The sequence below is a fragment of the Oryzibacter oryziterrae genome (genome assembly GCF_021864535.1).
GTDB lineage: Bacteria > Pseudomonadota > Alphaproteobacteria > Rhizobiales > Pleomorphomonadaceae > Pleomorphomonas > Pleomorphomonas oryziterrae.
In genome coordinates this window covers 136,219-157,730 of sequence record NZ_JAKJIC010000004.1, presented here as the reverse complement: position 1 = coordinate 157,730, position 21,512 = coordinate 136,219, and the positions used below count along the sequence as shown (strand labels likewise).

General features: G+C 64.2%; 16 protein-coding genes and 2 pseudogenes. 16 read left to right on the top strand and 2 right to left on the bottom strand.

The features are described 5' to 3' along the window. Positions 1-192: 192 nt before the first annotated feature. From tsaB to L2I41_RS06500, 5 genes are all read left to right on the top strand, one after another. The gene (tsaB, locus tag L2I41_RS06520) at positions 193-864 is read left to right on the top strand and encodes a tRNA (adenosine(37)-N6)-threonylcarbamoyltransferase complex dimerization subunit type 1 TsaB (RefSeq protein WP_237152709.1); all 672 of its coding nucleotides are present in this window, start codon (positions 193-195) and stop codon (positions 862-864) included. After that, positions 861-1,346 carry a ribosomal protein S18-alanine N-acetyltransferase gene (gene rimI, locus L2I41_RS06515; RefSeq protein ID WP_237152708.1) on the top strand — a complete coding sequence of 162 codons (486 nt, stop codon included), beginning with the start codon at positions 861-863 and terminating at the stop codon, positions 1,344-1,346. Before tsaB ends, rimI begins: the two co-directional genes overlap by 4 nt. A gap of 129 nt (positions 1,347-1,475) precedes the next feature. Continuing rightward, entirely contained in the window at positions 1,476-1,925 is a 450-nt protein-coding gene (locus tag L2I41_RS06510) for a Fur family transcriptional regulator (protein WP_237152707.1), read from the top strand. Further along, entirely contained in the window at positions 1,922-2,713 is a 792-nt protein-coding gene (olsA, locus tag L2I41_RS06505; protein WP_237152706.1) for a lyso-ornithine lipid O-acyltransferase, read from the top strand. Before L2I41_RS06510 ends, olsA begins: the two co-directional genes overlap by 4 nt. 250 nt (positions 2,714-2,963) lie before the next feature. After that, on the top strand, positions 2,964-4,949 hold the full coding sequence (locus L2I41_RS06500; protein ID WP_237152705.1) for a methyl-accepting chemotaxis protein: 1,986 nt from the start codon (positions 2,964-2,966) through the stop codon (positions 4,947-4,949). 58 nt (positions 4,950-5,007) lie between these two features. On the opposite strand, the gene L2I41_RS06495 is transcribed toward L2I41_RS06500, so the two are convergent. Further along, positions 5,008-6,057 (bottom strand): MaoC family dehydratase, encoded by a 1,050-nt coding sequence (locus L2I41_RS06495; protein WP_237152704.1) that lies wholly within the window; start codon positions 6,055-6,057, stop codon positions 5,008-5,010. Positions 6,058-6,222: 165 nt separating this feature from the next. Between L2I41_RS06495 and polA the strand changes: the two genes are divergently transcribed. The 3 genes from polA (at position 6,223) to L2I41_RS06480 (ending at position 11,496) form a co-directional block, all read left to right on the top strand. Then, on the top strand, positions 6,223-9,228 hold the full coding sequence (gene polA, locus L2I41_RS06490) for a DNA polymerase I (RefSeq protein ID WP_237152703.1): 3,006 nt from the start codon (positions 6,223-6,225) through the stop codon (positions 9,226-9,228). A gap of 205 nt (positions 9,229-9,433) precedes the next feature. Continuing rightward, positions 9,434-10,039, top strand: a complete 606-nt coding sequence (gene cobO, locus L2I41_RS06485; RefSeq protein ID WP_255720129.1) for a cob(I)yrinic acid a,c-diamide adenosyltransferase — start codon at positions 9,434-9,436, stop codon at positions 10,037-10,039. Further along, positions 10,039-11,496 carry a cobyric acid synthase gene (locus tag L2I41_RS06480; protein ID WP_237152702.1) on the top strand — a complete coding sequence of 486 codons (1,458 nt, stop codon included), beginning with the start codon at positions 10,039-10,041 and terminating at the stop codon, positions 11,494-11,496. The genes cobO and L2I41_RS06480 overlap by 1 nt, the downstream gene beginning before the upstream one ends. Here L2I41_RS06480 and cbiB read toward each other — a convergent pair. Then, positions 11,480-12,475, bottom strand: a complete 996-nt coding sequence (gene cbiB, locus L2I41_RS06475; RefSeq protein WP_237152701.1) for an adenosylcobinamide-phosphate synthase CbiB — start codon at positions 12,473-12,475, stop codon at positions 11,480-11,482. The genes L2I41_RS06480 and cbiB overlap by 17 nt on opposite strands. On the opposite strand from cbiB, the gene cobD reads away from it, so the two are divergent. From cobD to L2I41_RS06435, 8 genes and pseudogenes are all read left to right on the top strand, one after another. Beyond that, on the top strand, positions 12,469-13,509 hold the full coding sequence (gene cobD, locus L2I41_RS06470; protein WP_237152700.1) for a threonine-phosphate decarboxylase CobD: 1,041 nt from the start codon (positions 12,469-12,471) through the stop codon (positions 13,507-13,509). The two genes, cbiB and cobD, sit on opposite strands and share 7 nt — an antisense overlap. 385 nt (positions 13,510-13,894) lie before the next feature. Further along, positions 13,895-14,200: an STAS domain-containing protein gene (locus L2I41_RS06465; RefSeq protein ID WP_237152699.1), complete on the top strand. Its 306-nt coding sequence runs from the start codon at positions 13,895-13,897 to the stop codon at positions 14,198-14,200. Then, positions 14,200-14,568, top strand: coding sequence for a response regulator (locus L2I41_RS06460; protein WP_237152698.1), 369 nt, complete (start codon positions 14,200-14,202; stop codon positions 14,566-14,568). Before L2I41_RS06465 ends, L2I41_RS06460 begins: the two co-directional genes overlap by 1 nt. Before the next feature lie 13 nt (positions 14,569-14,581). Further along, complete coding sequence (locus tag L2I41_RS06455; RefSeq protein WP_237152697.1) at positions 14,582-16,693, top strand: chemotaxis protein CheA; 2,112 nt, start codon at positions 14,582-14,584, stop codon at positions 16,691-16,693. A gap of 18 nt (positions 16,694-16,711) precedes the next feature. Next, positions 16,712-17,221 carry a chemotaxis protein CheW gene (locus L2I41_RS06450; protein ID WP_237152696.1) on the top strand — a complete coding sequence of 170 codons (510 nt, stop codon included), beginning with the start codon at positions 16,712-16,714 and terminating at the stop codon, positions 17,219-17,221. Between the two features lie 21 nt (positions 17,222-17,242). Further along, positions 17,243-18,346 (top strand): annotated as a pseudogene (locus tag L2I41_RS21670) (HAMP domain-containing protein); the annotation flags it as partial. 54 nt (positions 18,347-18,400) lie between these two features. Continuing rightward, positions 18,401-20,584, top strand: coding sequence for a methyl-accepting chemotaxis protein (locus L2I41_RS21585; protein ID WP_444875205.1), 2,184 nt, complete (start codon positions 18,401-18,403; stop codon positions 20,582-20,584). An 84-nt stretch (positions 20,585-20,668) separates the two neighbouring features. After that, positions 20,669-21,511, top strand: a pseudogene (locus tag L2I41_RS06435) (CheR family methyltransferase). Position 21,512 lies beyond the last annotated feature (1 nt).

Here is a 21,512-nt window from a genome sequence, read left to right as displayed (position 1 = left end):
CGGATTTTGCCGCGACTGGGCGCGGCATTCAATCCTCATCTTCGCCGGAACGGACGTGCGACCGCCCATTCATTAACCAGTTGTTGTCCTTAGTTCTTCATAATTTCTTGGCAAATTCACCCATGCGGCTCATCAATCCAGCCGGCGAAATGTCGCCTCGACAGTGAACCGACGAACCACTAAAGCAAGCTGATGCTGACCCTCGCCCTCGACACTGCTCTCGATCGCACCGCGGTTGCCCTCTCCGGCAACGGCGTGGAGCATGTGATCGTCGAGCGCATGGAGCGTGGTCACGCCGAGCGATTGATGCCGATGGTGGAACGCGCGCTGGCCGAGGCGGGTCTTCCGCTCAGCGCGCTCGATCGCATCGGCGTCAATGTCGGACCGGGCAGTTTCACGGGTATCCGCATCGCGGTCGCCGCGGCGCGTGGGCTGGGTCTGGCCCTCGGCATCCCCGTGGTCGGGGTCGACAGCCTTGCCATTCTGGCCCGGTCGCTGACCGAACCGGCGGAGGGACACATCCTGGCTGCCCTCGACGCGCGGCGGGGCGAACTCTACGCCGCACTCCATGACCGCAAGGGCGCCGTGCTCATGGCCCCCTTTGCCGCAGATGCCGAAACCGTCTGGGCGACGGTCGGCGACGCAGTCGCCGTGATGGTCGGCTCCGGCGCGCCGATCCTCGCCCATCAGGCGGCGATCTCAGGACGACGCGTGCCACCGACCGACCCGGCCGACGGGCTCGACCCGCTGATGCTTGCGCGACTTGCCGCCGCAGCTGAGCCGGAGTCCAGCCCGCCCAAGCCCTTCTACATCCGTCCACCCGACGCCAAACCCCAATTGCCCATGGTGGGACTGCTGCAATGATCTGGTTCGATCCCTATCCTCCCGTTCTCGAAGCCGCCAAGATGGCGGACGCCGATGATCTCGCGGAGATCCACGCCTCGTCCTTCCACAAGGGGTGGGCAGCGGCGGAGATCGAATCGCTGCTCTCCGACAGTCGCGTCCGCGCCGTGGTTGCCAAGCGCGGGTCGCCGTTCGGCAGCCGCCGCCCGGTGGGCTTTGCCCTGATCCGGGCCGCTGGCGACGAAGCGGAAGTGCTGACCATCGCCGTCCACCCGCGCCAGCGCGGCAAGGGCCTCGGGCGCAAGCTGATGGAAGACGCCATGCGGCGGCTCTATTTCGATCGCATCGGCGCCGTGTTCCTGGAAGTGGACGAGGGCAATGTGCCGGCGCTGGCCCTCTATCGTCGCCTGGGGTTCCAGGAGGTTGGCCGGCGCAAGAACTATTATGCCACCGGCGTCGGAACCACTTCCAACGCTCTTGTCATGCGCGCCGATCTCACATAACCCATAGGGGAAAGGCAGCGGAGCCAACCTGGACGGGTGATGGGCTCCGAGGCTTCCAGCTTCTCCCGGTGTTTGGCCGGAGGACTGGAAATATCTGCAAGAGTGATGACGCGATCGGGAGACCGTCCCATGGCCGAGGAGGCAAAGCAGGAAACGCTTGAGGAGGCTTGCGTCTCCCACGGCATGCGCATGACCGAGCAGCGTCGGATCATCGCACGGGTGCTGGAACGGGCCGACGACCATCCCGATGTCGAGGAAGTCTACCGCCGGGCCTCGGCCATCGACAGCAACATTTCGATCTCCACCGTCTACCGGACCGTGAAGCTGTTCGAGGACGCCGGCATCATCACCCGCCACGACTTCCGTGACGGCCGGTCGCGCTACGAGTTGCAGCCGGAAGAGCACCACGATCATCTGATCAATCTCAGGACAGGTGAAGTGGTGGAGTTCCATAGCCCGGAAATCGAGGCGTTGCAGGAAGAGATCGCGCGGCGGCTCGGCTACAAGCTGGTCGATCATCGCCTGGAACTCTATGGCATCCCCCTGAAGACCGCGAAGGGCGAGGAGCCCGGACAGTGAGCTTTGCGCGTTTGCGGGCCGTGGTGCTTTTCAGCGGCTTCGCTCTGCCTGCGCTTTGCATGATTGCGATCTATCTGCCCGCCCGGCATTTCGGCTGGTCGCTGGCCGGTCGCGTCCAGACTCTTTTCCACAAGGGGCTGCTGGCCTGCCTCGGCATCCGGGTGCACATGAAGGGCACCGTGGCTGCCGACAGGCCGCTGCTGCTGGCCTCCAATCACGGCTCCTGGGTGGACATTCTCGCCTTGAGCTCCCTGATGCCACTGGCCTTCATCGCCAAGAGCGACGTGGCCGGCTGGCCGATCTTCGGCTGGCTTGCCCGGCTGCAGCGCTCGGTCTTCGTCGAGCGCGACCGGCGCGGCAAGACCGGCGAACAGGCGGCGGCCATTGCCGACCGTCTGCTGGGCGGCGAAGTGCTGGTGCTGTTCGCCGAGGGAACGACGTCGGACGGCAACTGCGTCCTACCGTTTCGGTCAGCGCTGTTCGGTGCGGCGCGGGCCGCGCTTGAAGGCACGTCGCATGAACGGGTGACCGTGCAGCCGGTTGCCATCGCCTATACCCATCTGCACGGAATGCCGCTTGGGCGGATCTGGCGGCCGCTTCTGGCCTGGATCGGCGGCGAGGACTTGATGCCGCACATGGGCACCATCCTGTCCGAGGCCGCCTTCGACATGACCGTACGCTTCGGCGAGCCGATCATCTTCGAGCGTGGCGGGGACCGCAAGCGCGTGGCGCAGGCAGCGGAAGACGCCGTCCGGCACATGCTCTGCCAAGAGCTGACACAGCGCTGATATCGGTCCGGACCGAAGGGCACCTCGCTCGGGCTCCCCCCTCACGCCACAGCTTGACCGAAAACGTCGCGCGCCGATTTTTCCATTCAAAGTCAACTCATCGGGCACCATCGTCAAAAAACATAACAGAATACCACAAAACGCCATTGACCTTTATGCTTATGTTTACAGAAGCATGGCTATCTTCGTTAACATTGGAAGCAATCGATGTGCGCTATCGCAATCGATCCACTGCCGGATGGGGTGCCAAATGAAGGTTTCCAGCAAGATTGGGCTGATCGTTGGACTGCTGATTATACCGATCATTGTCCTCGCCTACGTCTTCGTGATGCAGAGCAACAAGGACATTGCCTTTGCTGAGAAGGAGCGACTGGGGACCCGTTACCTCGCCACCGTCTGGCCGCTGCTGCCGTCCCTTGCCGAACGGGTCAGCGGCACGGGAAGCGACATGCCGACCGCCGCCTTTGCGGACAGCAGCAAGGAACTGGCTGCGGACCTTCGCGCAGAAGCCCAGTCCAAGGCCGTGCTTGATGCCCTGGCTCAGGTGCCGTCAGATGTCAAAAGCATCACGCCGCCCGCCGAGGCTGCCTTTTCTTCGCTGTCTGATCTGATCACAACGGTCGGCAACGAATCGAACCTCATCCTCGATCCGGATCTCGACAGCTTCTATGCCATGGACATCGTTGTCATAAAGCTGCCCATGGTGGTGAACCAGTCCTCGGAACTCTTTGATCATACCAATGAGATCGGAGCTTCGGCCTCCGACGAGACCAAGCAGGCCATAGCCATCCACGCCGGACAGCTCACTGCGGCTGTCGAGGGGACCTATGCCTCGATGGATTCGGTGTTCTCCTATGACAGCGGCCACGATCAGCGCGCCGCCATCACGCCCGATCTCGAGGCCTTCCGGTCGGCTGCGACCGACTATCTGAACAAGATAGAGAAGATGCAGTCCGCCTTTTCCGCCTCTCCCACAGACGTCGCATCGCTGATCGCGCCGCTTGGCGAGTCGCGCCGCGCGCTCATCCAGGCCTCGGACAAGCTCTGGCATACAACCAACAAGCAGTTGGTGGTCATCCTCGATGCGCGCATTTCGGCGCTGACCACCAGATTGTGGGAATTGGCAGGATTTGCGGGCTTGATCGCCCTCGCAGCCGTTCTTCTTTCCGTTTACATCGGCTTCAGCATTTCACGCGGCCTCAGCCGGTCGGTTGGCGAGATGCTGGCGCTGGCGGATGGCAATCTCGATGTTCAGATCATTGGTCTGAACCGCAAGGACGAACTGGGCGCGATTGCTCGGGCGCTGACGGTGTTCAAGGACAATGCCATCGCCAAGCTGCGCCTTGAGGACGAGCAGCAGGAGCAGGAGGCTCGCGCGCTCGTCGAAAAGCGCGCGTCCCTGCAATCCATCGCAGCGCATTTCCGCACTGCGGTCGGCGGCATCGTGGAGAATGTCTCGCTGAACGCCAATGAACTTGAGCAAGCCGCCAATGTCATGGCCGGCTCGGCCGAGGAAACATCGATCCAGGCGACATCGGTATCATCGGCATCGGAAGAGGCATCCTCGTCCATTCAGGCCGTCGCGTCGGCGACGGAGGAGCTCAGCTACTCCGTGCAGGAAATATCCAGCCAGGTCGATCTGTCGTCGGCCCGCGCAGCAGCGGCGGTGGTAGCCGCCACGGAGACAGTTGCCAAGGTTCGCTCTCTGTCCGAAGCCTCGCAGAAGATCGGTGCCATCGTCGGCCTGATTCAGGAGATTGCAGAGCAGACCAACCTGCTGGCACTCAATGCGACCATCGAAGCGGCGCGGGCCGGGGAAGCCGGCAAGGGCTTCGCGGTCGTTGCCGCCGAAGTGAAGGGGCTCGCATCGCAGACGGCGAAGGCCACCAGTGAGATCGGCCAGCAGATTGCCGGGATCCAATCGGCCACATCCGACAGCGCGACCGCCATCGGCTCGATTTCCGGCATCATCGACGAGCTGAGTGAAATCGCGCGTGCCATTGCCACGGGCGTGGAGCAGCAGGCATCAGCGACACAGGAGATTTCCCGCAGCATTCAGATGGCCTCGCAAGGTGCGTCGGCCGTCGCGTCCAACATCGGCGGCGTGTCGGTGGCTGCCGAACAATCCAGCCACGTGGCCCTGCAGGTGCGGAACGCGTCGTCGGCGCTTCTCGGCAACTCCAAGGACCTTTCCCGAGAGGTGGACAATTTCCTCGCCACGCTGACCGCAGCTTGATGAACCTGAGGGCTCCGGCGGACTCCGGTCCGCCGAAGACCCGTCTGGCGCCGCGCGATCAGCGCGGGAGCGCCAGCCAGAGATCGAGGTCGAGCACGACCTTGTCGAGATAGTTGCTGGCCTCGTCCTTGTCGGGGAAGTCGGCACAAGGCCGATCCTTGGTGGCGACCATGCGCACCCGCAGGGCACCGACATCGTCGCGCCCCGGGATATCCGCCTTGTCGAGGATCTCTGACCAGGCAAAGATGGTGTCGCCGGCAAAACTGGGGTTGACGTGGCGGCCGCCATTGATGGCGGTCACGTGGAAGGCACTTGCCAAGCCATTGAAACTCAAGGCACGCGCGATGGAAATGATATGGCCGCCGTAGACGAGGCGGCGACCGTAGCGCCCTTGACCCTCGGCAAACTGGTTGAAATGCACCTTGGCGGTGTTCTGGTACAGGCGGGTCGCCAGCATGTGCTCGGCTTCCTCGATGGTCACGCCGTCGACATGATCGATCCGTTCCCCCACCTGATAATCGCCCCAGCGATGCACCGAACCGGCCAGACGATCATCCCAGCCGCGCGGATGAATGGGCGGAAGGCCGGAGCACAGCGCCTCGGGGCCAAGGGCCGTCGGCAGAACTGGAACGACGGGCATGGGCGCCGGACTGGCTTCGTCGCGCTTGCGCACCATCACCCAGCGCACATAGTCGAGCACCTCGGTTCCGTCATCCTTGGAGCCGGTGGAGCGGACATAGACAACGCCGGTCTTGCCGTTGGAGTTTTCCTTGACGCCGATCACTTCGGAGACGGTGTTGAGCGTGTCGCCGGGGAATACCGGGGCCAGGAAGCGGCAGGCGGCATAACCGAGATTGGCGACGGCATTCAGGGAAATGTCGGGAACGGTCTTGCCGAAGACCACATGGAAGGTGAGCAAATCATCAAGCGGCGCCTGACGATAGCCGACGGCGCGCGCGAAGGCGGACGACGACTGGACAGCAAACCGGCTGCCGTAGAGCGCCTGGTAGAGCGCAACGTCGCCATCCGTCACGGTGCGTGGCGTTGCGTGGTGCAGGATCTGCCCGACCTTGAAATCCTCGAAGAAGTTGCCGCTGTTGGTCTTCATGTGGCCCTCGGAGCGCTTTCGCTGTTGCAGCAATTCTTAAGGAGAGCGGCGGCGCCTTGTCATCCCCGCCGAAAGTCGGGGCTTGCTGCCGGAATCCGTCGGACAACCGTGCTTGGATAAGGGCTCGCCCTTTCCATCGCAGCAATCGCGGGGCATAGTCCGGCCATGTCCAGTTCAGCTTCCTCTTCACGCCCCGTTCGCCCCGGCGATCATGTGTTCCTGATCGACGGTTCCGGCTACATCTTTCGCGCCTACCACGCGCTGCCACCGCTCACGCGCAAATCGGACGGAGTGCCGATCGGCGCGGTGTCGGGATTCTGCAACATGTTGTGGCGCTTGCTGAAAGAGGCAGAGCATTCGGCGGCGGGCGTGCGGCCGACGCATCTGGCGGTGATCTTCGACGCATCGTCGGTAACGTTCCGCAACGAGATCTATCCGCTCTACAAGGCGCAGCGGCCGGAGCCGCCGGCCGATCTGAGGCCGCAGTTCGGCTTGATCCGCCAGGCGGTGCATGCCTTCAACGTGGCTTGTGTGGAACAGCTCGGCTTCGAGGCGGACGATCTGATCGCCACCTATGCCGAACAGGCGACCGCGGCGGGGGCGGATGTGACCATCGTCTCCTCCGACAAGGACCTGATGCAGCTGGTCGGGCCGCGCGTAACGCTGCTCGACACCATGAAGGACAAGCGCATCGGTCCGGACGAAGTGGTCGAGAAATTCGGCGTCCCACCCGAAAAGGTCGTTGAAGTGCAATCGCTTGCCGGCGACTCGGTCGACAACGTGCCCGGCGTTCCCGGTATCGGTCTCAAGACGGCGGCACAGTTGATCGCCGACTTCGGCGATCTCGAAAACCTGCTCGCCAATGCGCCTTCGATCAAGCAGCAGAAGCGGCGGGAGAACCTGATCGCGTTTGCCGAGCAGGCGCGGATATCGCATCGGCTGGTCACATTGAAGCGGGATGTGCCGGTGGACCACCCGATCGAAAGTCTCGGGGTTCGGGACGCCGATGGGGAGAAGCTGATCGCCTTCACCAAGGCGATGGAGTTCAACGCGATCACACGCCGCGTGGCCGACACCACGGGTGTGGACCCGTCGAAAGTGACCCCGACAACGGTTACGGTCACCCACTGGCCTCCTGCGTCCGAGGGGGGCGATGGCAGCACAGGGGCCGCGCCGGCCATAGCGGAGGCGTCCGCCGCTGCCGACAATCCTGCAGATATTTCAAAGGGTTCTGCCGCAGCTGCGCCGTCTCTGGCGGCGACCGGGGTGGGCACGCCGCAAGGGTTGGCGACCGCTGAGGCGGACCGGATTCGCGCCCTTCCCATCGATCACACCGCTTACGAGACTGTAACCGATCTCAACCGCCTGCAAGCCTGGATGGCGGAAGCGCGGGAGGCAGGGCGGCTTGCCTTTGATACCGAGACGACATCGCTGGACCCCATGCGGGCGGAGATTGCGGGGGCGTCCTTCTCGGTGCATCCGGGCAAGGCTTGCTATGTGCCGCTGTCGCACAAGTCCGGAGCCGGCGATCTCCTCGGTGGCGGGTTGGTGCCCGGACAGATCTCGCTGAAAGACTTCGTCGCCACAGTCAAACCCGTGCTTGAAGACGCCTCGATCCTGAAGATCGGCCAGAACGTCAAGTATGACTGGGTGATCCTCAAGAATATCGGCATCACGGTCGCCCCCTATGACGACACGATGCTGATCTCCTATGCGCTTGACGCCGGGCGCATGGGCCATGGCATGGACGAGATGAGCGAGGTTTTCCTCGGCCATAAACCCATTGCCTACAAGGAGGTAGCCGGTTCCGGCAAGGGCGCGATCACCTTTGATTTCGTCGACATCGACCGCGCCACCCGCTATGCGGCCGAAGATGCGGACGTCACGCTTCGTCTTTGGATGATCCTGAAGCCGCGTCTGGTGGCGGAGGGAATGACTGCGCTTTACGAGACGCTCGAGCGACCGATGGTCGAGATCATCTCGAAGATGGAAATGCGCGGCGTCGAGGTCAATCGGCAGATTCTGGCGCGGCTCTCCGGAGATTTCGCGCAAGGCATGGGAAGCATAGAGGCAGACATCCAAGGTCTTGCCGGCGAGAGCTTCAATATCGGCAGCCCCAAGCAGATCGGCGACATCCTGTTCGGCAAGCTTGGACTGCCTGGCGCCAAGAAAACTAAGACCGGCGCCTGGGCGACGGGAGCCGATATTCTTGAGGAACTGGCCGATCAGGGCCACGAACTGCCCAGAAGAATTCTGGATTGGCGGCAACTTTCAAAACTCAAATCCACCTATACGGACGCGCTGCCGGGCTATATCCATCCGGTGACGGGACGGGTGCATACATCTTACTCGCTCGCCTCGACCACGACGGGAAGACTTTCGTCCTCAGAGCCTAATCTTCAGAATATTCCGGTGCGCACAGAAGAGGGGCGCAAGATCCGCACCGCCTTCGTGGCCCCGGCGGGACGCAAGCTGATCTCGGCCGACTATAGCCAGATCGAGCTGCGCGTCCTGGCGCATGTGGCGGAAATTCCGCAGCTGCGACAAGCCTTTGCCGATGGCCTCGACATTCACGCCATGACGGCATCGGAGATGTTCGGCGTGCCGATCGCGGGCATGGACCCCATGGTCCGGCGCCGGGCCAAGGCGATCAACTTCGGTATCATCTATGGTATATCCGCCTTCGGCCTTGCCAACCAGTTGAGTATTTCCAGAGAAGAGGCCGGCGCCTATATCCGGAAATATTTCGAGCGATTCCCCGGCATCAAGGATTACATGGAGTCCACCAAGAAGACAGCGCGCGACAAGGGCTATGTGGAAACGATCTTCGGGCGCAAGGCGCATTATCCGGAGATCGGCTCGCCCAATCCGTCGATGCGGGCCTTCATGGAGCGGGCGGCGATCAACGCACCGATCCAGGGATCGGCGGCCGACATCATTCGCCGGGCCATGGCGCGCATGGATCAAGCCCTTGAGACAGCAGGACTTTCCGCATTGATGCTGCTGCAGGTGCATGACGAGTTGATCTTCGAGGTGCCCGATGCGGAGGTGGAAGCCACCATTCCCGTGGTGCGGCAGGTGATGGAAAAGGCCTGCGATCCGGTGATCACCCTCAGCGTGCCGCTCCAGGTGGACGCAAGGGCGGCGCAGAACTGGGATGAGGCACACTAGAGCGCTTTCCGACCTGACGAGATCGTCAGCTCGATCAGAAATCGCTCCAGATTCAATAACTTGAGCATCCGCTTTTCGACCATGTTGCTTCAACATGATCGGCGGATGCTCTGAGGCGGCGTGAATGTCACGGTTTGGTCGCCCGCGCCCTCGTCGGGACCGGCGCCAATGTCGCGGTTATGTCGCATGAGATCGGAGTGTCACCTTGAGCGAGCAGGACGCCGAGAAACACCGCGCCAAGATGGCCAAGCGCAAGGCGGTTCAGGACGCGGAAGTGGCCTCGAAGACCGTCGAGAGCAAGGGCCTGCTGATGGTGCACACCGGCCCCGGCAAGGGCAAGTCCACCGCCGCCTTCGGGCTGGTGCTGAGGGCGCTCGGCAACGGCTGGCGGGTGGGCGTCGTCCAGTTCGGCAAGGGGGGCTGGGTGACCGGCGAGCGCAAGGTACTTGAGACCTTCCCCGGCGTCAGCTGGCATACGCTGGGCGAAGGGTTCACCTGGGAGACGCAGGACAAGACTCGGGACGTGGCGGCGGCCGAGCGGGCCTGGGAGAAGGCCACCGAGCTGATGGCCGATCCGGGCGTGCGCCTTCTGGTGCTCGACGAGCTCAACATCTCCCTGCGCTATGAGCACCTGCCGCTCGACAGGGTGCTCGCGGCGCTGGGTGGGCGACGGGACGATCTGCATGTGGTGGTGACCGGCCGCAACGCCAAGCCGGAGCTCGTCGCCATGGCCGATCTCGTGACCGAGATGACCCAGGTGAAGCATCACTTCGGCGCCGGGGTGAAGGCGCAGGCGGGAATCGAGTTCTGATGACACGTCGGTTGATGATCCAGGGAACGGGTTCGGACGTCGGCAAGTCGCTGATCGTCGCCGGGCTCTGCCGGCTGTTTGCCCGACAGGGCCTCAAGGTACGTCCCTTCAAGCCGCAGAACATGTCCAACAATGCGGCGGCAACGCCGGACGGCGGCGAGATCGGCCGGGCGCAGGCGCTGCAGGCGCGGGCCGCCGGCGTGGCGGCGTCGGTGCACATGAACCCGATCCTGCTGAAGCCGCAGTCGGAAATCGGCGCGCAGGTGGTGGTGCAGGGCAAGGTGCTGGGCAACGCCAAGGCGCGTGACTATCAGGCGATGAAGCCCGGACTGATGGCGGCGGTGCTGGAGAGTTTCGCGCGCGTGTCCGACGGGGCTGAACTGGTGCTGGTGGAAGGCGCGGGATCGCCGGCGGAGGTGAACCTGCGCGCCGGCGACATCGCCAACATGGGCTTTGCCACCGCCACGGAGACGCCGGTGGTGCTGATCGGCGACATCGATCGGGGCGGTGTGATCGCCAGCCTGGTGGGCACGCGAGCCGTGATATCGCAGGACGATTCCGCCCGCATCAAGGCCTTCCTGATCAACCGCTTTCGCGGCGACGTGCGCCTGTTCGACGAGGGACTGAGAACGATCGAGGCGCACACGGGCTGGCCCTCGCTCGGGGTGATCCCGCATTTCGCCGAGGCGGCGCTGCTGCCGGCGGAGGATGCCGTGGCCCTGCGCTCGCTGACCTCCAGCGGAGGGCGAGTGAAGATCGCCGTGCCGGTGCTGCCGCGCATCTCCAATTTCGACGATCTCGACCCGCTCCGGCAGGAGGCCGGCGTCACCGTCGACATGGTGGAGCCCGGACGGCCGCTGCCGCGCGATGCCGCGCTGATCCTGCTGCCGGGATCGAAATCCACCATTGCCGATTTCCTCGCGCTTCAGGCCGAGGGCTGGGACGTGGACATCAAGGCGCATGCGCGCGCCGGCGGCAAGGTGCTGGGGCTGTGCGGCGGCTATCAGATGCTGGGACGGCGGATCGAAGATCCCGACCACCTGGAAGGGGATATTGCCGCCGTCGCCGGGCTGGGACTTCTCGACGTGGTGACGCGCATGGGCGGGACCAAGCGGCTGTCGCCGGTGCTCGGCGTGTCGCTGCCCGACGGGACACCTTTTGCCGGCTACGAGATGCATGTGGGCGAGACGAGCGGCCCCGATCGCGAGCGGCCGTTTGCGCGGATCGACGGGACGATCGAGGGGGCGCAGTCGGAAACCGGTCGCATCGTCGGCACCTATTGCCACGGCCTGTTTGGAGATGACGCCCAGCGGCGGCGGTTGCTGAGCTGGATCGGGGCCGAGACGTCGGACCTTGACTACGAGCGGCGCGTGGACGCCGTGCTCGACCGGCTGGCCGATCATCTCGCCACGCATGTGGACTGCGAGCGGCTGCTGGCGATCAGCGCGTCGCCATGAGCAGGAGCAGCGCAATCAGCGCGGTGAAGATCCACAGCAGCAGAACGGCGTGGGCATAGACTTGCAGGGCACGATGGATGTCGTCGGGGGTGGCGATCGGTCGACCGCTGCCGAGCCAGACGTCGTCGATCTGCTCCTCGCCATAGGACTTCGGGCCGTTGAGGCGCAGGCCGAGCGCGCCGGCCATGGCGGCTTCCGGCCATCCGGCGTTGGGGGATTTGTGCTTGCGGGCATCGCGATGCATCACTTCCAGCGCCTTGCGCGGCGAGGCCTTGGCGACGGCGGCGGCCGAGAGGACGATGAGATAGCCCGACAGCCGGGCCGGCAGGAAGTTGGCCAGGTCGTCAAGGCGGGCCGAAGCCCAGCCGAAGGCGAGGTAGCGTTCGCTGCGATGGCCGATCATGGAATCGGCGGTGTTGATGGCCTTGTAGGCGGCGGCGCCCGGCAGGCCGAGAAGGCCCATCCAGAACAGCGGCGCCACCACACCGTCGCAGAGGCTTTCGGCAAGGCTCTCGATGGCGGCGCGGCAGACGCCGGCCTGATCGAGGCTATCGACATTGCGACCGACGATCTGCCCGACAGCCTGACGGCCGGCGACGAGGCCACGCTTGCGCAAGGCGTCGCGCACCGCGGCAACGTGATCATAGAGGCTGCGGATGGCAACGAGTGACGAGGCAAGAATGGCGAGGATGGGCAGTGCCAGCCACCAGGGCTGGCCCCGCAAGAGCTCCGACAGGCCGAGACCGGCGGCGGCGGCGATGCCAACGTTGAGGACGGCGGCCAGCACCCCCATCAGTCGCCTTGCGGGATCCGGCGCCTTGGGACTATTGAACAGCGTGTCCAGCCAGGAGATGACGCGGCCCATCCAGGTTACCGGATGACCGATCAGGCGATAGATCGCATAGGGATAGCCGACGGCGGCATCGATCAGGATGGCCGCCAGTACCAGAAGCAGAGACCAGGTCACAATCAATGGCAAGTTCGCCGCCCAGCAAAGAGATCGATCTTGCCGACTTATTGACCCACGGCGGCAATCTTGCAAGCGCCCGGGCGCTCTATCCTCAGGCACCGGAGCCGTGGATCGATCTCTCCACCGGCATCAGCCCCTATGGCTATCCGGTTGAGGACCTTTCCGCCGAGGTGTGGACGCGCTTGCCGGATGCCGGGGCGTTGGCGACACTGCTTCAGGCAGCGCGCAAAGCCTATGGGCTTCAGGCCGGCGACGGCATTGCGGCGGCAAGCGGATCGCAGCCCGTGCTGTCGCACCTGCCGCAGCTCTTCGGCGCCACGGTGGTGGAGATCCTGGGGCCGACCTATAGCGAACACGAGCGCAGCTGGCGCGTATCCGGGGCGGAGGTGCGGGTCGTCGGCGATCTCGATGCCGTCGGCCGGCCGGACGTGCTGGTGGTGGTGAACCCCAACAACCCCGATGGGCGGCTGATCGCGCCATCGGCGCTCCTGGCGATGGCGGAGCGGCTTGGGGAGTATGGCGGACGCATGGTGGTCGACGAGGCCTTCATGGACTTCACGCCGGAGGCAAGCCTGTTCAGCCTGCAGCGACCGGACAATGCGCTGGTGCTCCGTTCCTTCGGCAAGGCCTATGGCCTCGCCGGGTTGCGTCTCAGTTTCGCCGTGGGCCAACCGGATCTGGTGAGCGCGCTGAGGGCGCGGCTTGGCCCCTGGCCGGTGTCGGGACCGGCGATGACGATCGGCGCCAGAGCGCTTGGGGATCAGGACTGGCTCACGGACTGCCGGGACAAACTTGCAGCGGCGGGGACGCGGCTGGACCAGATCCTGCTGGCGGCGGACCTCGAAACCGTCGGCGGTACCCACCTGTTTCGCCTCGTGAAACATCCGCAAATGGAATCGATCTTGTTGAAGTTGCTCTCCGCGGGTGTGTTGGTGCGTCCGTTTTCGCACGACCCGACCCTGATCCGGATGGGAATTCCATCGAGTGAGACTCAGGAAATACGACTGGCCAAAGCCCTCATCAGCGCCGCCCCCACCAAATAAGCGTTTCTACTTATAACCCCCGTTCTACGCTTCCCGTTCCTGCACCGCCGCCGGAGCGCGCGATCCTGCTCGCCCTGACAGTTTCGACAAGGACTTGCCGAAAAGCGCAAAGCGACTCCCAAAATACGTGCATGCATCACATAATTCCTCGCAATTTATATCAACTCGTAATTCCTCCATCAATTAATGACTCCATATAAACGTATTAACAGAACTCTCTACTAACCTGTCACTTCTAACTACTAAGATACAATCCCCTAATCACCCCAGGAGATATCGGAAATACTTATTGGTTTATCCTTGAGTAACCAATGTGTGCCGAAATATCACGTCATGGAGTCGTTGAATCAACGAATAGAGACTCCGTGAACAAGGGACGGGGACCATGCCCACAGGGGATGAGACGGATAGCGCCGAGGCGATCCTGCTGCCGGCCAACTTCGACGGCGCCGCGGCCGCCGATCTGCGCGACCAGATGGAAGCGCTGATCGAGCCGGTGACGGAACTCGTCTGCGACGGGCATGCGGTGACGCGGATCGGCACCCAGGGCGCACAGCTTCTGGTGGCGCTGGCACGCAGTCTGGGCGCCGTCGGCGGACGGCTCAGGCTGGTTCAGCCGTCCGTGGTGCTGACGACCGCCTTCGATGACCTCGGACTTCAATCGGAACTTTCAAGCTGGAGCAGAGCCTGATGGCCAAGCGCATTCTTACCGTCGATGACTCCAAGACCATGCGCGACATGGTCAGCTACACCCTGAAAGGCGCGGGCTTCGAAGTGGTGGAGGCCGAGGATGGCGTCCGCGCCCTGACGGTGCTGCAGTCGGGCAAGGTGGACCTCATCATCACCGACATCAACATGCCGAACATGGACGGGGTGACGCTGGTCAAGCGCGTCCGCTCGCAGCCCTCGCATGCCGCGACGCCGATCCTGATCCTGACGACGGAGTCGGGCGAGGACAAGAAGGCGGCAGGCAAGGCGGCAGGCGCCACCGGCTGGATCGTCAAGCCCTTCGCCCCCGACAAGCTGCTGCAAGTCGTCAACAAGGTTTGCCCAGCCTGATCGGGAGACGTCCATGAGCGGTTCCAACTTCGGATCCGACGAACTGGCCCAGTTCCGCAAGACCTTCTTCGAGGAATGCGCCGAACTGTTGGTGGACCTCGAGGAGAGGCTTGGGGCTCTGCATCCCTATACGCAGGATGTGGAAGGCCTCAACGCCATCTTCCGGGCTGTCCATTCGATCAAGGCCGGCGCGGGTGCGTTCAACTACACCGGACTGGTACGCTTTGCCCATACGTTCGAGGCTCTGCTGGACCGGCTGCGCGACGGCAAGGCCGAACTCGACGAACGCACCCTGCCCTGCCTGATCTCCGCCGGCGACGTGCTGGCGGCGCTGGTGGATACGGTGCGCGAGGGCAAGACCGCCGATGAGGCCTTCGGCGCGGATGTGCGCGACGAACTTGAGAGCCTTATGGATGGCGCAAGCGGCGGAGCGTCGCCGGTGCCGGCAGCGAAGGCCGATGCGGCGCCGACGGGGCCGCAAGGCTATCGCATCGTGTTCCGGCCGGACAGCGAACTGTTCCGCCATGCCAACGAACCGCTCTATCTGATCCGCGAGCTGAAGACGCTCGGGACGCTCGAGATCGCCTGCGACACTTCGCGGCTGCCCGATCTCGCCGGTCTCAAGACCGACGAGGCCTATCTGAGCTGGACGATGACGCTCCGCACCGACAAGCCGCGCGCGGCGATCGCCGAGGTGTTCGAATTCGTCGAGGACGAGTGCGAGCTGATCATCGAGCCGCTGGCCGATGCGGTGGAAGCGACGCCGGAGGCGGTGCCGCAGGCCGTCACGATTGCGCCGGCGGCGGTAGCGGTGCCAGTGGCCGCGCCGACGGTCGAGCGCGCCGCGCCCCATCCGGAGGGAAAGGCCGAACAGAAGGCGAGCGTTGCCTCGTCGATCCGGGTCGAGCTGGCCCGCGTCGACCGGCTGGTGAACATGGTGGGCGAGCTGGTGATCACCCAGGCCATGCTGGCGCAGCAGTTCAACGAGAATGACGTCGGCCAGGGCGGGCACAAGACGCTGCAGGGCTTTGAAGACCTCGCCGTGCTGACGCGCGAGCTGCAGGAATGCGTGATGGCCATCCGCATGCAGCCGGTGAAATCCATCTTCGCCCGCATGCCGCGCCTGGTGCGCGAGGTGTCGGCCAAGCTCGGCAAGACGGTGCATCTGGAAATGTCCGGCGAGCAGACCGAGGTGGACAAGACCGTCATCGAGGAACTGGCCGACCCGCTGACACACATGATCCGCAACGCGGTGGACCATGGCATCGAATCGACCGAGGAGCGGATCGCTGCCGGCAAGTCGCCGGACGGCACCATCCACCTCTCGGCGCAACACGTGGGCAGCAACATCCTGATCCATGTGGAGGACGATGGCGCCGGCATCGATCGCGAGCGGCTGCTGCGCAAGGCGATCGAGCGGGGCATCGTCTCGGCCAATGCCAAGCCGACGGGCGAGGAGATCGACGAGCTGATCTTCTCGCCGGGCTTCTCGACGGCAGCCGCCGTGACCGACGTGTCGGGCCGCGGCGTCGGCATGGACGTGGTCCGGCGCAACATCATCAATCTCGGCGGCCGCGTGCAGGTGCAGTCGACACTCGGCAAGGGCACGCGCTTCACGCTGGTGATCCCGCTGACGCTGGCGGTGCTGGACGGCATGATCGTGGCGGTGGGCGAGGAAAAATACATCCTGCCGCTGACCTCGATCGTGGAGAGCATCCGCCCCGAACGCGGCCAGATCCGGGCGCTGACCGGCGGCTATGAGGTGGCCTCGATCCGCGGCGAGTTCGTCCGCCTGGTGCATCTTGCCCGGGTGTTCGGCGTGCCGCAGGCCGTCGGCGAGCCGTGGAACGGGCTGGTGGTGCTGGTGGAACAGGCCAACGGCACCAAGATCGGCGTCGTGGTGGACGAGCTGATCGGCCAGCAACAGGTGGTGATCAAGAGCCTGCAGGACAATTTCGATCCGGTGGCCGGCATCTCCGGCGCCACGATCCTCGGCAACGGCCGCGTGGCACTGATCGTCGACATCGAGCAGCTGACGCGGCTGGCCGACCGGCCGCATCCAACCCCACTCCCCAACACTGACGCCCCCTCGTCCCTCACGGACGAGCTGGCCAACGTCGCCTGACCCGCCAAGGAGATCCCCATGGCAGACCCACAGGACCAGCAAAACCCGGAGACCACCGCGGGACCGTCAAGCCCGGCGACGCGGCAATTCATCAGCTTTCGCGTCGGTGACGAGGAGTTTGCCATCGACATCATGGCGGTTCGAGAGATCAAGGGCTGGACGGCGACCACCGTGCTGCCGAACCAGCAGAACTACATGCTGGGCGTTCTCAATCTGCGCGGCACGATCGTGCCGATCTTCGACTTGCGCTGCCGCTTCGGCCGGGGCCTGACCCAGGCGACGGCGACGCATGTGGTGATCATCGTCAGCGTCGACGACCGCATCGTCGGCCTGCTGGTGGACGCCGTCTCGGACATTCTCACTGTCAATGCCGTGGACATCCGACCGGTGCCCGACATGGAACAGACCGTCGATTCGGCCTTCCTCAGCGGCATCATTCCGGTCGGCGAGAGCATGGTCGTCCTGCTCAGCCTTGAAAATCTCTTCAACCAGACACCGTCTGCCGGCCTGCCGGCGATCGCTGCGTAACCCTTGCGAGGCAACGCTCCCATGTCCCTGAATTCGCTCAAGCTGGGCACGAAGATCGGCCTGATCCTCGCGCTCATGGTCATCCCGGTCAGCCTGCTCGCCTGGCTGTTCATTTCCCAGTCCACCCAGGACGCCGTCATGGCGCGCAGCGAGCTGTCGGGCATCGACTATGCCCGCGGCGTCTGGCAGTCGACCATTTCCGTCACCCGCGCGGTCGGCGACAACAGGGCAACGCCGGCCACCTTCCTGCAGGACGCGCCCAATCTGGCGGCGCTCAGCGCCACCTATGACGACAGTTTCAAGAGCGGTGCCAAGGCGAGCAGCTTCCTGGCCGAGCTCAACCGGCTGAACTGGCCGAATGCGTCGATCCCGGCCGACCAGGACGTGGCGCCGCTGATCTCCGAGGCGAGCGGCCTGATGAGCGCCATTGCCGACGGCTCGCAGCTCACCATCGACCCGCAGCTCGACACCTTCTACATCATGACCAACATGATGACGGGCCAGCTCGATCTCGCCCAGCATACGGCTCTGCTGCGGGGCTCTCTCCTGAAGCTCAGCGTGCAGTCCAACGTGACGCCGGCGGACGTCGGCGCGCTCCGGGCCCAGATCGCGCTTTATGAAGACGCCGAGTCGAGCCTGCTGGCCAACCTCGACGCAGCCTTCCGCGGCAATGCCGACGGCAAGCTGGCGGATGCCATGAAGTCCTCGCGCACGGCTTTCGCCGATGCGGCCGGACATTTCCAGAGCGCCGTGCTCGACCTGGTCACCAAGCTCGAAGGCGGCGCAGCGCCCACATCGCTCAACCTCTCGGACATGCAGGTGGCGCGCGCCGAACTCGGCTCGGCCTCGGCCGCCCTCTGGGAAGACAGCGCCGTCAACATGGCGCGCATGCTCAACGACCGCATCAGCGGCATCAATGCGCGCATGTGGCAGATGCTGGCCATCGTCGGCGCCATCTTCCTGGCGGCAATTGCGCTCGGCGGCGTCATCGCCCTGCAGACCACACGCGGTTTTGCGCGTGTCATCGAGGTAATGGGCAAGATCCGCAATGGTGACTTCTCGACCGAAGTCTCCGGGACCGACCGCAAGGACGAAGTGGGGCAGATCGCCAGCGCCGTCGCCGTGTTCCGCGACAACGGCCTCAAGATCGCCGAGCTCACCGCCAACTTCAAAGGCCAGGTGGATGCCATCCACAAGGCGCAGGCGGTGATCGAGTTCGGCCTCGACGGCCGCATTCTCGACGCCAACGCCCATTTCCTCAATGCGGTGGGCTACACACTCGATGAAGTGCGCGGTCAGCATCACCAGCTGTTCGTCGACCCCGTCTATCGCCAGACCGCCGACTACCGGCTGTTCTGGGAGAAGCTTGCCCGTGGCGAGTTCGACTCGGGCCAGTACAAGCGCATCGGCAAGGGTGGCAAGGAAATCTGGCTGGAAGCCTCCTACAACCCGATCATGGGTCTCGACGGCAAGCCCTACAAGGTGGTCAAGTATGCCACCGACATCACCGCCCAGAAGATGAAGTTTGCCGACTTCGAAGGGCAGATGGCGGCCATTCACAAGGCCCAGGCCGTGATCGAGTTCACCCTCGACGGCCGCATCCTCGACGCCAACGAGCATTTCCTCAATGCCGTCGGATATTCCCTGAGCGAGATCCGCGGCCAGCATCACTCGCTGTTCGTCGATCCGTCCTACCGCCAGAGCGCCGACTACCGGCTGTTCTGGGAAAAGCTCGGCCGCGGCGAGTTCGATGCCGGTCAATACAAGCGCATCGGCAAGGGCGGCAAGGAACTGTGGCTGGAAGCCTCCTACAACCCGATTCTGGATGTGGACGGCAAGCCCTACAAGGTGGTCAAGTTCGCCACCGACATCACCGAGCAGAAGATGAAGTTTGCCGACTATGAAGGGCAGATGTCGGCCATCTCCAAGGCGCAGGCGGTCATCTCCTTCAGCCTCGACGGCAAGGTGATCGACGCCAACGAGAATTTCCTCTCTGCGCTCGGCTATACGCTCGGGGAAATTCGCGGCCAGCATCATTCGATGTTCGTGGACGCAGCCTATCGCCAGAGCCCTGACTACAGGATGTTCTGGGACAAGCTTGGTCGCGGCGAATATGACGCCGGGCAGTACAAGCGCATCGGCAAGGGCGGCAAGGAGATCTGGATCCAGGCCTCCTACAACCCGATCCTCGACATGAACGGCAAGCCGTTCAAGGTGGTGAAATATGCCACCGACGTCACCGAACAGGTGCGCAACGCCCAAGCCCTGCAGGACGCCGTGCGCCAGTCGCAGCAGGTGATCGAGGCGGCCAAGGAGAACGACCTGACCCAGCGCATTCCGCTCGAAGGCAAGTCCGGCGAGATCGGGTCCATGTGCGAGGGCATCAACTCGCTGCTCGACACCATGTCGAGCGTGGTGGCGGAGATGATGGACACGGCGACCACCATTTCCAACGCGGTGGCGGAAATCTCCTCGGGCACGACGGACCTGTCGCAGCGGACCGAGCAGCAGGCCTCCAACCTCGAGGAAACCGCAGCTTCCATGGAAGAGATGGCGGCAACGGTGAAGCAGAATGCCGACAATGCCCAGCAGGCCAACCAGCTGGCGGCATCTGCCCGCGGGGTTGCGACCGAAGGCGGCGAGGTGGTGGCCAAGGCGGTCAATGCCATGAGCCGCATCGAGGGGTCGTCGCAGAAGATCTCCGACATCATCTCGGTGATCGACGAGATTGCCTTCCAGACCAACCTCCTGGCCCTGAATGCGGCCGTGGAAGCGGCCCGCGCCGGCGATGCCGGCAAGGGCTTCGCCGTGGTGGCCTCCGAAGTGCGGTCGCTGGCGCAGCGCTCCTCCGGCGCGGCCAAGGACATCAAGGCCCTGATCGTGGAGAGCGGCGTTCAGGTCAAGGACGGCGTCAAGCTGGTCAATGACGCCGGCAGCGCGCTCACCGAGATCGTCGGCTCGATCAAGAAGGTGGCGGACATCGTCTCCGACATCGCCTCGGCCAGCCGCGAACAGTCGGCGGGCGTCGAGGAAATCAACAAGGCCGTCAGCCAGATGGACGAGATGACGCAGCAGAACTCGGCCCTGGTCGAGGAAAACGCGTCGGCAACGCGCATGCTGCAGGAGCAGGCCGAGGACATGCATCGGCGCATGTCGGCCTTCACCGTGGAAGAGGCCGCACCGCAGGCCGCCCGGTCGGCGCGCCCCAGCGCCCCGCAGGCCAAGCCGCAGGCTGCAAAAGCCGCCGCCCCGGCGCATCGCGCGCCGGTGAAGAAGGTGGCGAACGGCGGGCGCTCGCCGGCCAAGATGCAGGCCGAGCTGCACGCAGCCTTCGATTCCGACGCGGACTGGAAGGAGTTCTGAGCCAGCAAAGCAAGGCGCGGGGGACTGTCTCCCGCGCCTTTCCCTCCCCCTTCGCTTCCCCCCAAGAACCGATGAGCTGACAGAATGGCCGCAGCGGCTGCCGAGACCCATCAGAACCGGGAATTCCCGTTCAATCTCAAGGACTTTCGCAAGCTGGCGGCCTTCATGCACGCACGCACCGGCATCGTGCTGGGCGATCACAAGATGAACATGGTCTACTCGCGTCTCGCCCGGCGCCTGCGCGAGCTGGGCATCGGCAGTTTCGCCGAGTATTGCGACTTCTACTCGAGCGACGAGGGCGTGAACGAAGTCGAGTTCCTGATCAACGCGCTCACGACCAACCTCACCAAGTTCTTCCGCGAGGAACATCACTTCACGCATTTGCGCGACACGGTGATCGCGCCAGCGGTGCAGCGGCGGCAGAGCCGGCTTCGCATCTGGTCGGCCGGCTGCTCGACCGGCGAGGAACCCTACACGATTGCCATGCTGCTGGCCGAAGGGGTCGATGCCGGCGCCCGTTGCGACGCCAAGATCCTGGCGACCGATCTCGACAGTTCGGTGGTCGCCCGCGGACAGGCCGGGGTCTACTCGGCGTCGGCGGTTGCCGAGATCGAGAAGGCCCGGCTGTTCAAGCATTTCGAACGCGACGGCAGCAGTTAGCGCGTCCGCCCCGAGGTGGCCGCGCGGGTGACCTTCAAACAGCTGAACCTTCTGACCGACTGGCCGATGAAGGGGCCGTTCGACGCCATCTTCTGCCGCAACGTGATGATCTATTTCGACAATCCGACCAAGGCGCGGCTGGTGTCGCGCTTTCAGGAGCTGCTGGCGCCGGGCGGGTGGCTCTACATCGGCCATTCGGAGACGCTGCTCGACACGGGCCGGTCCCTGCGCCTCAAGGGGCCGACGACCTATCAGAAGGAGGGATGAC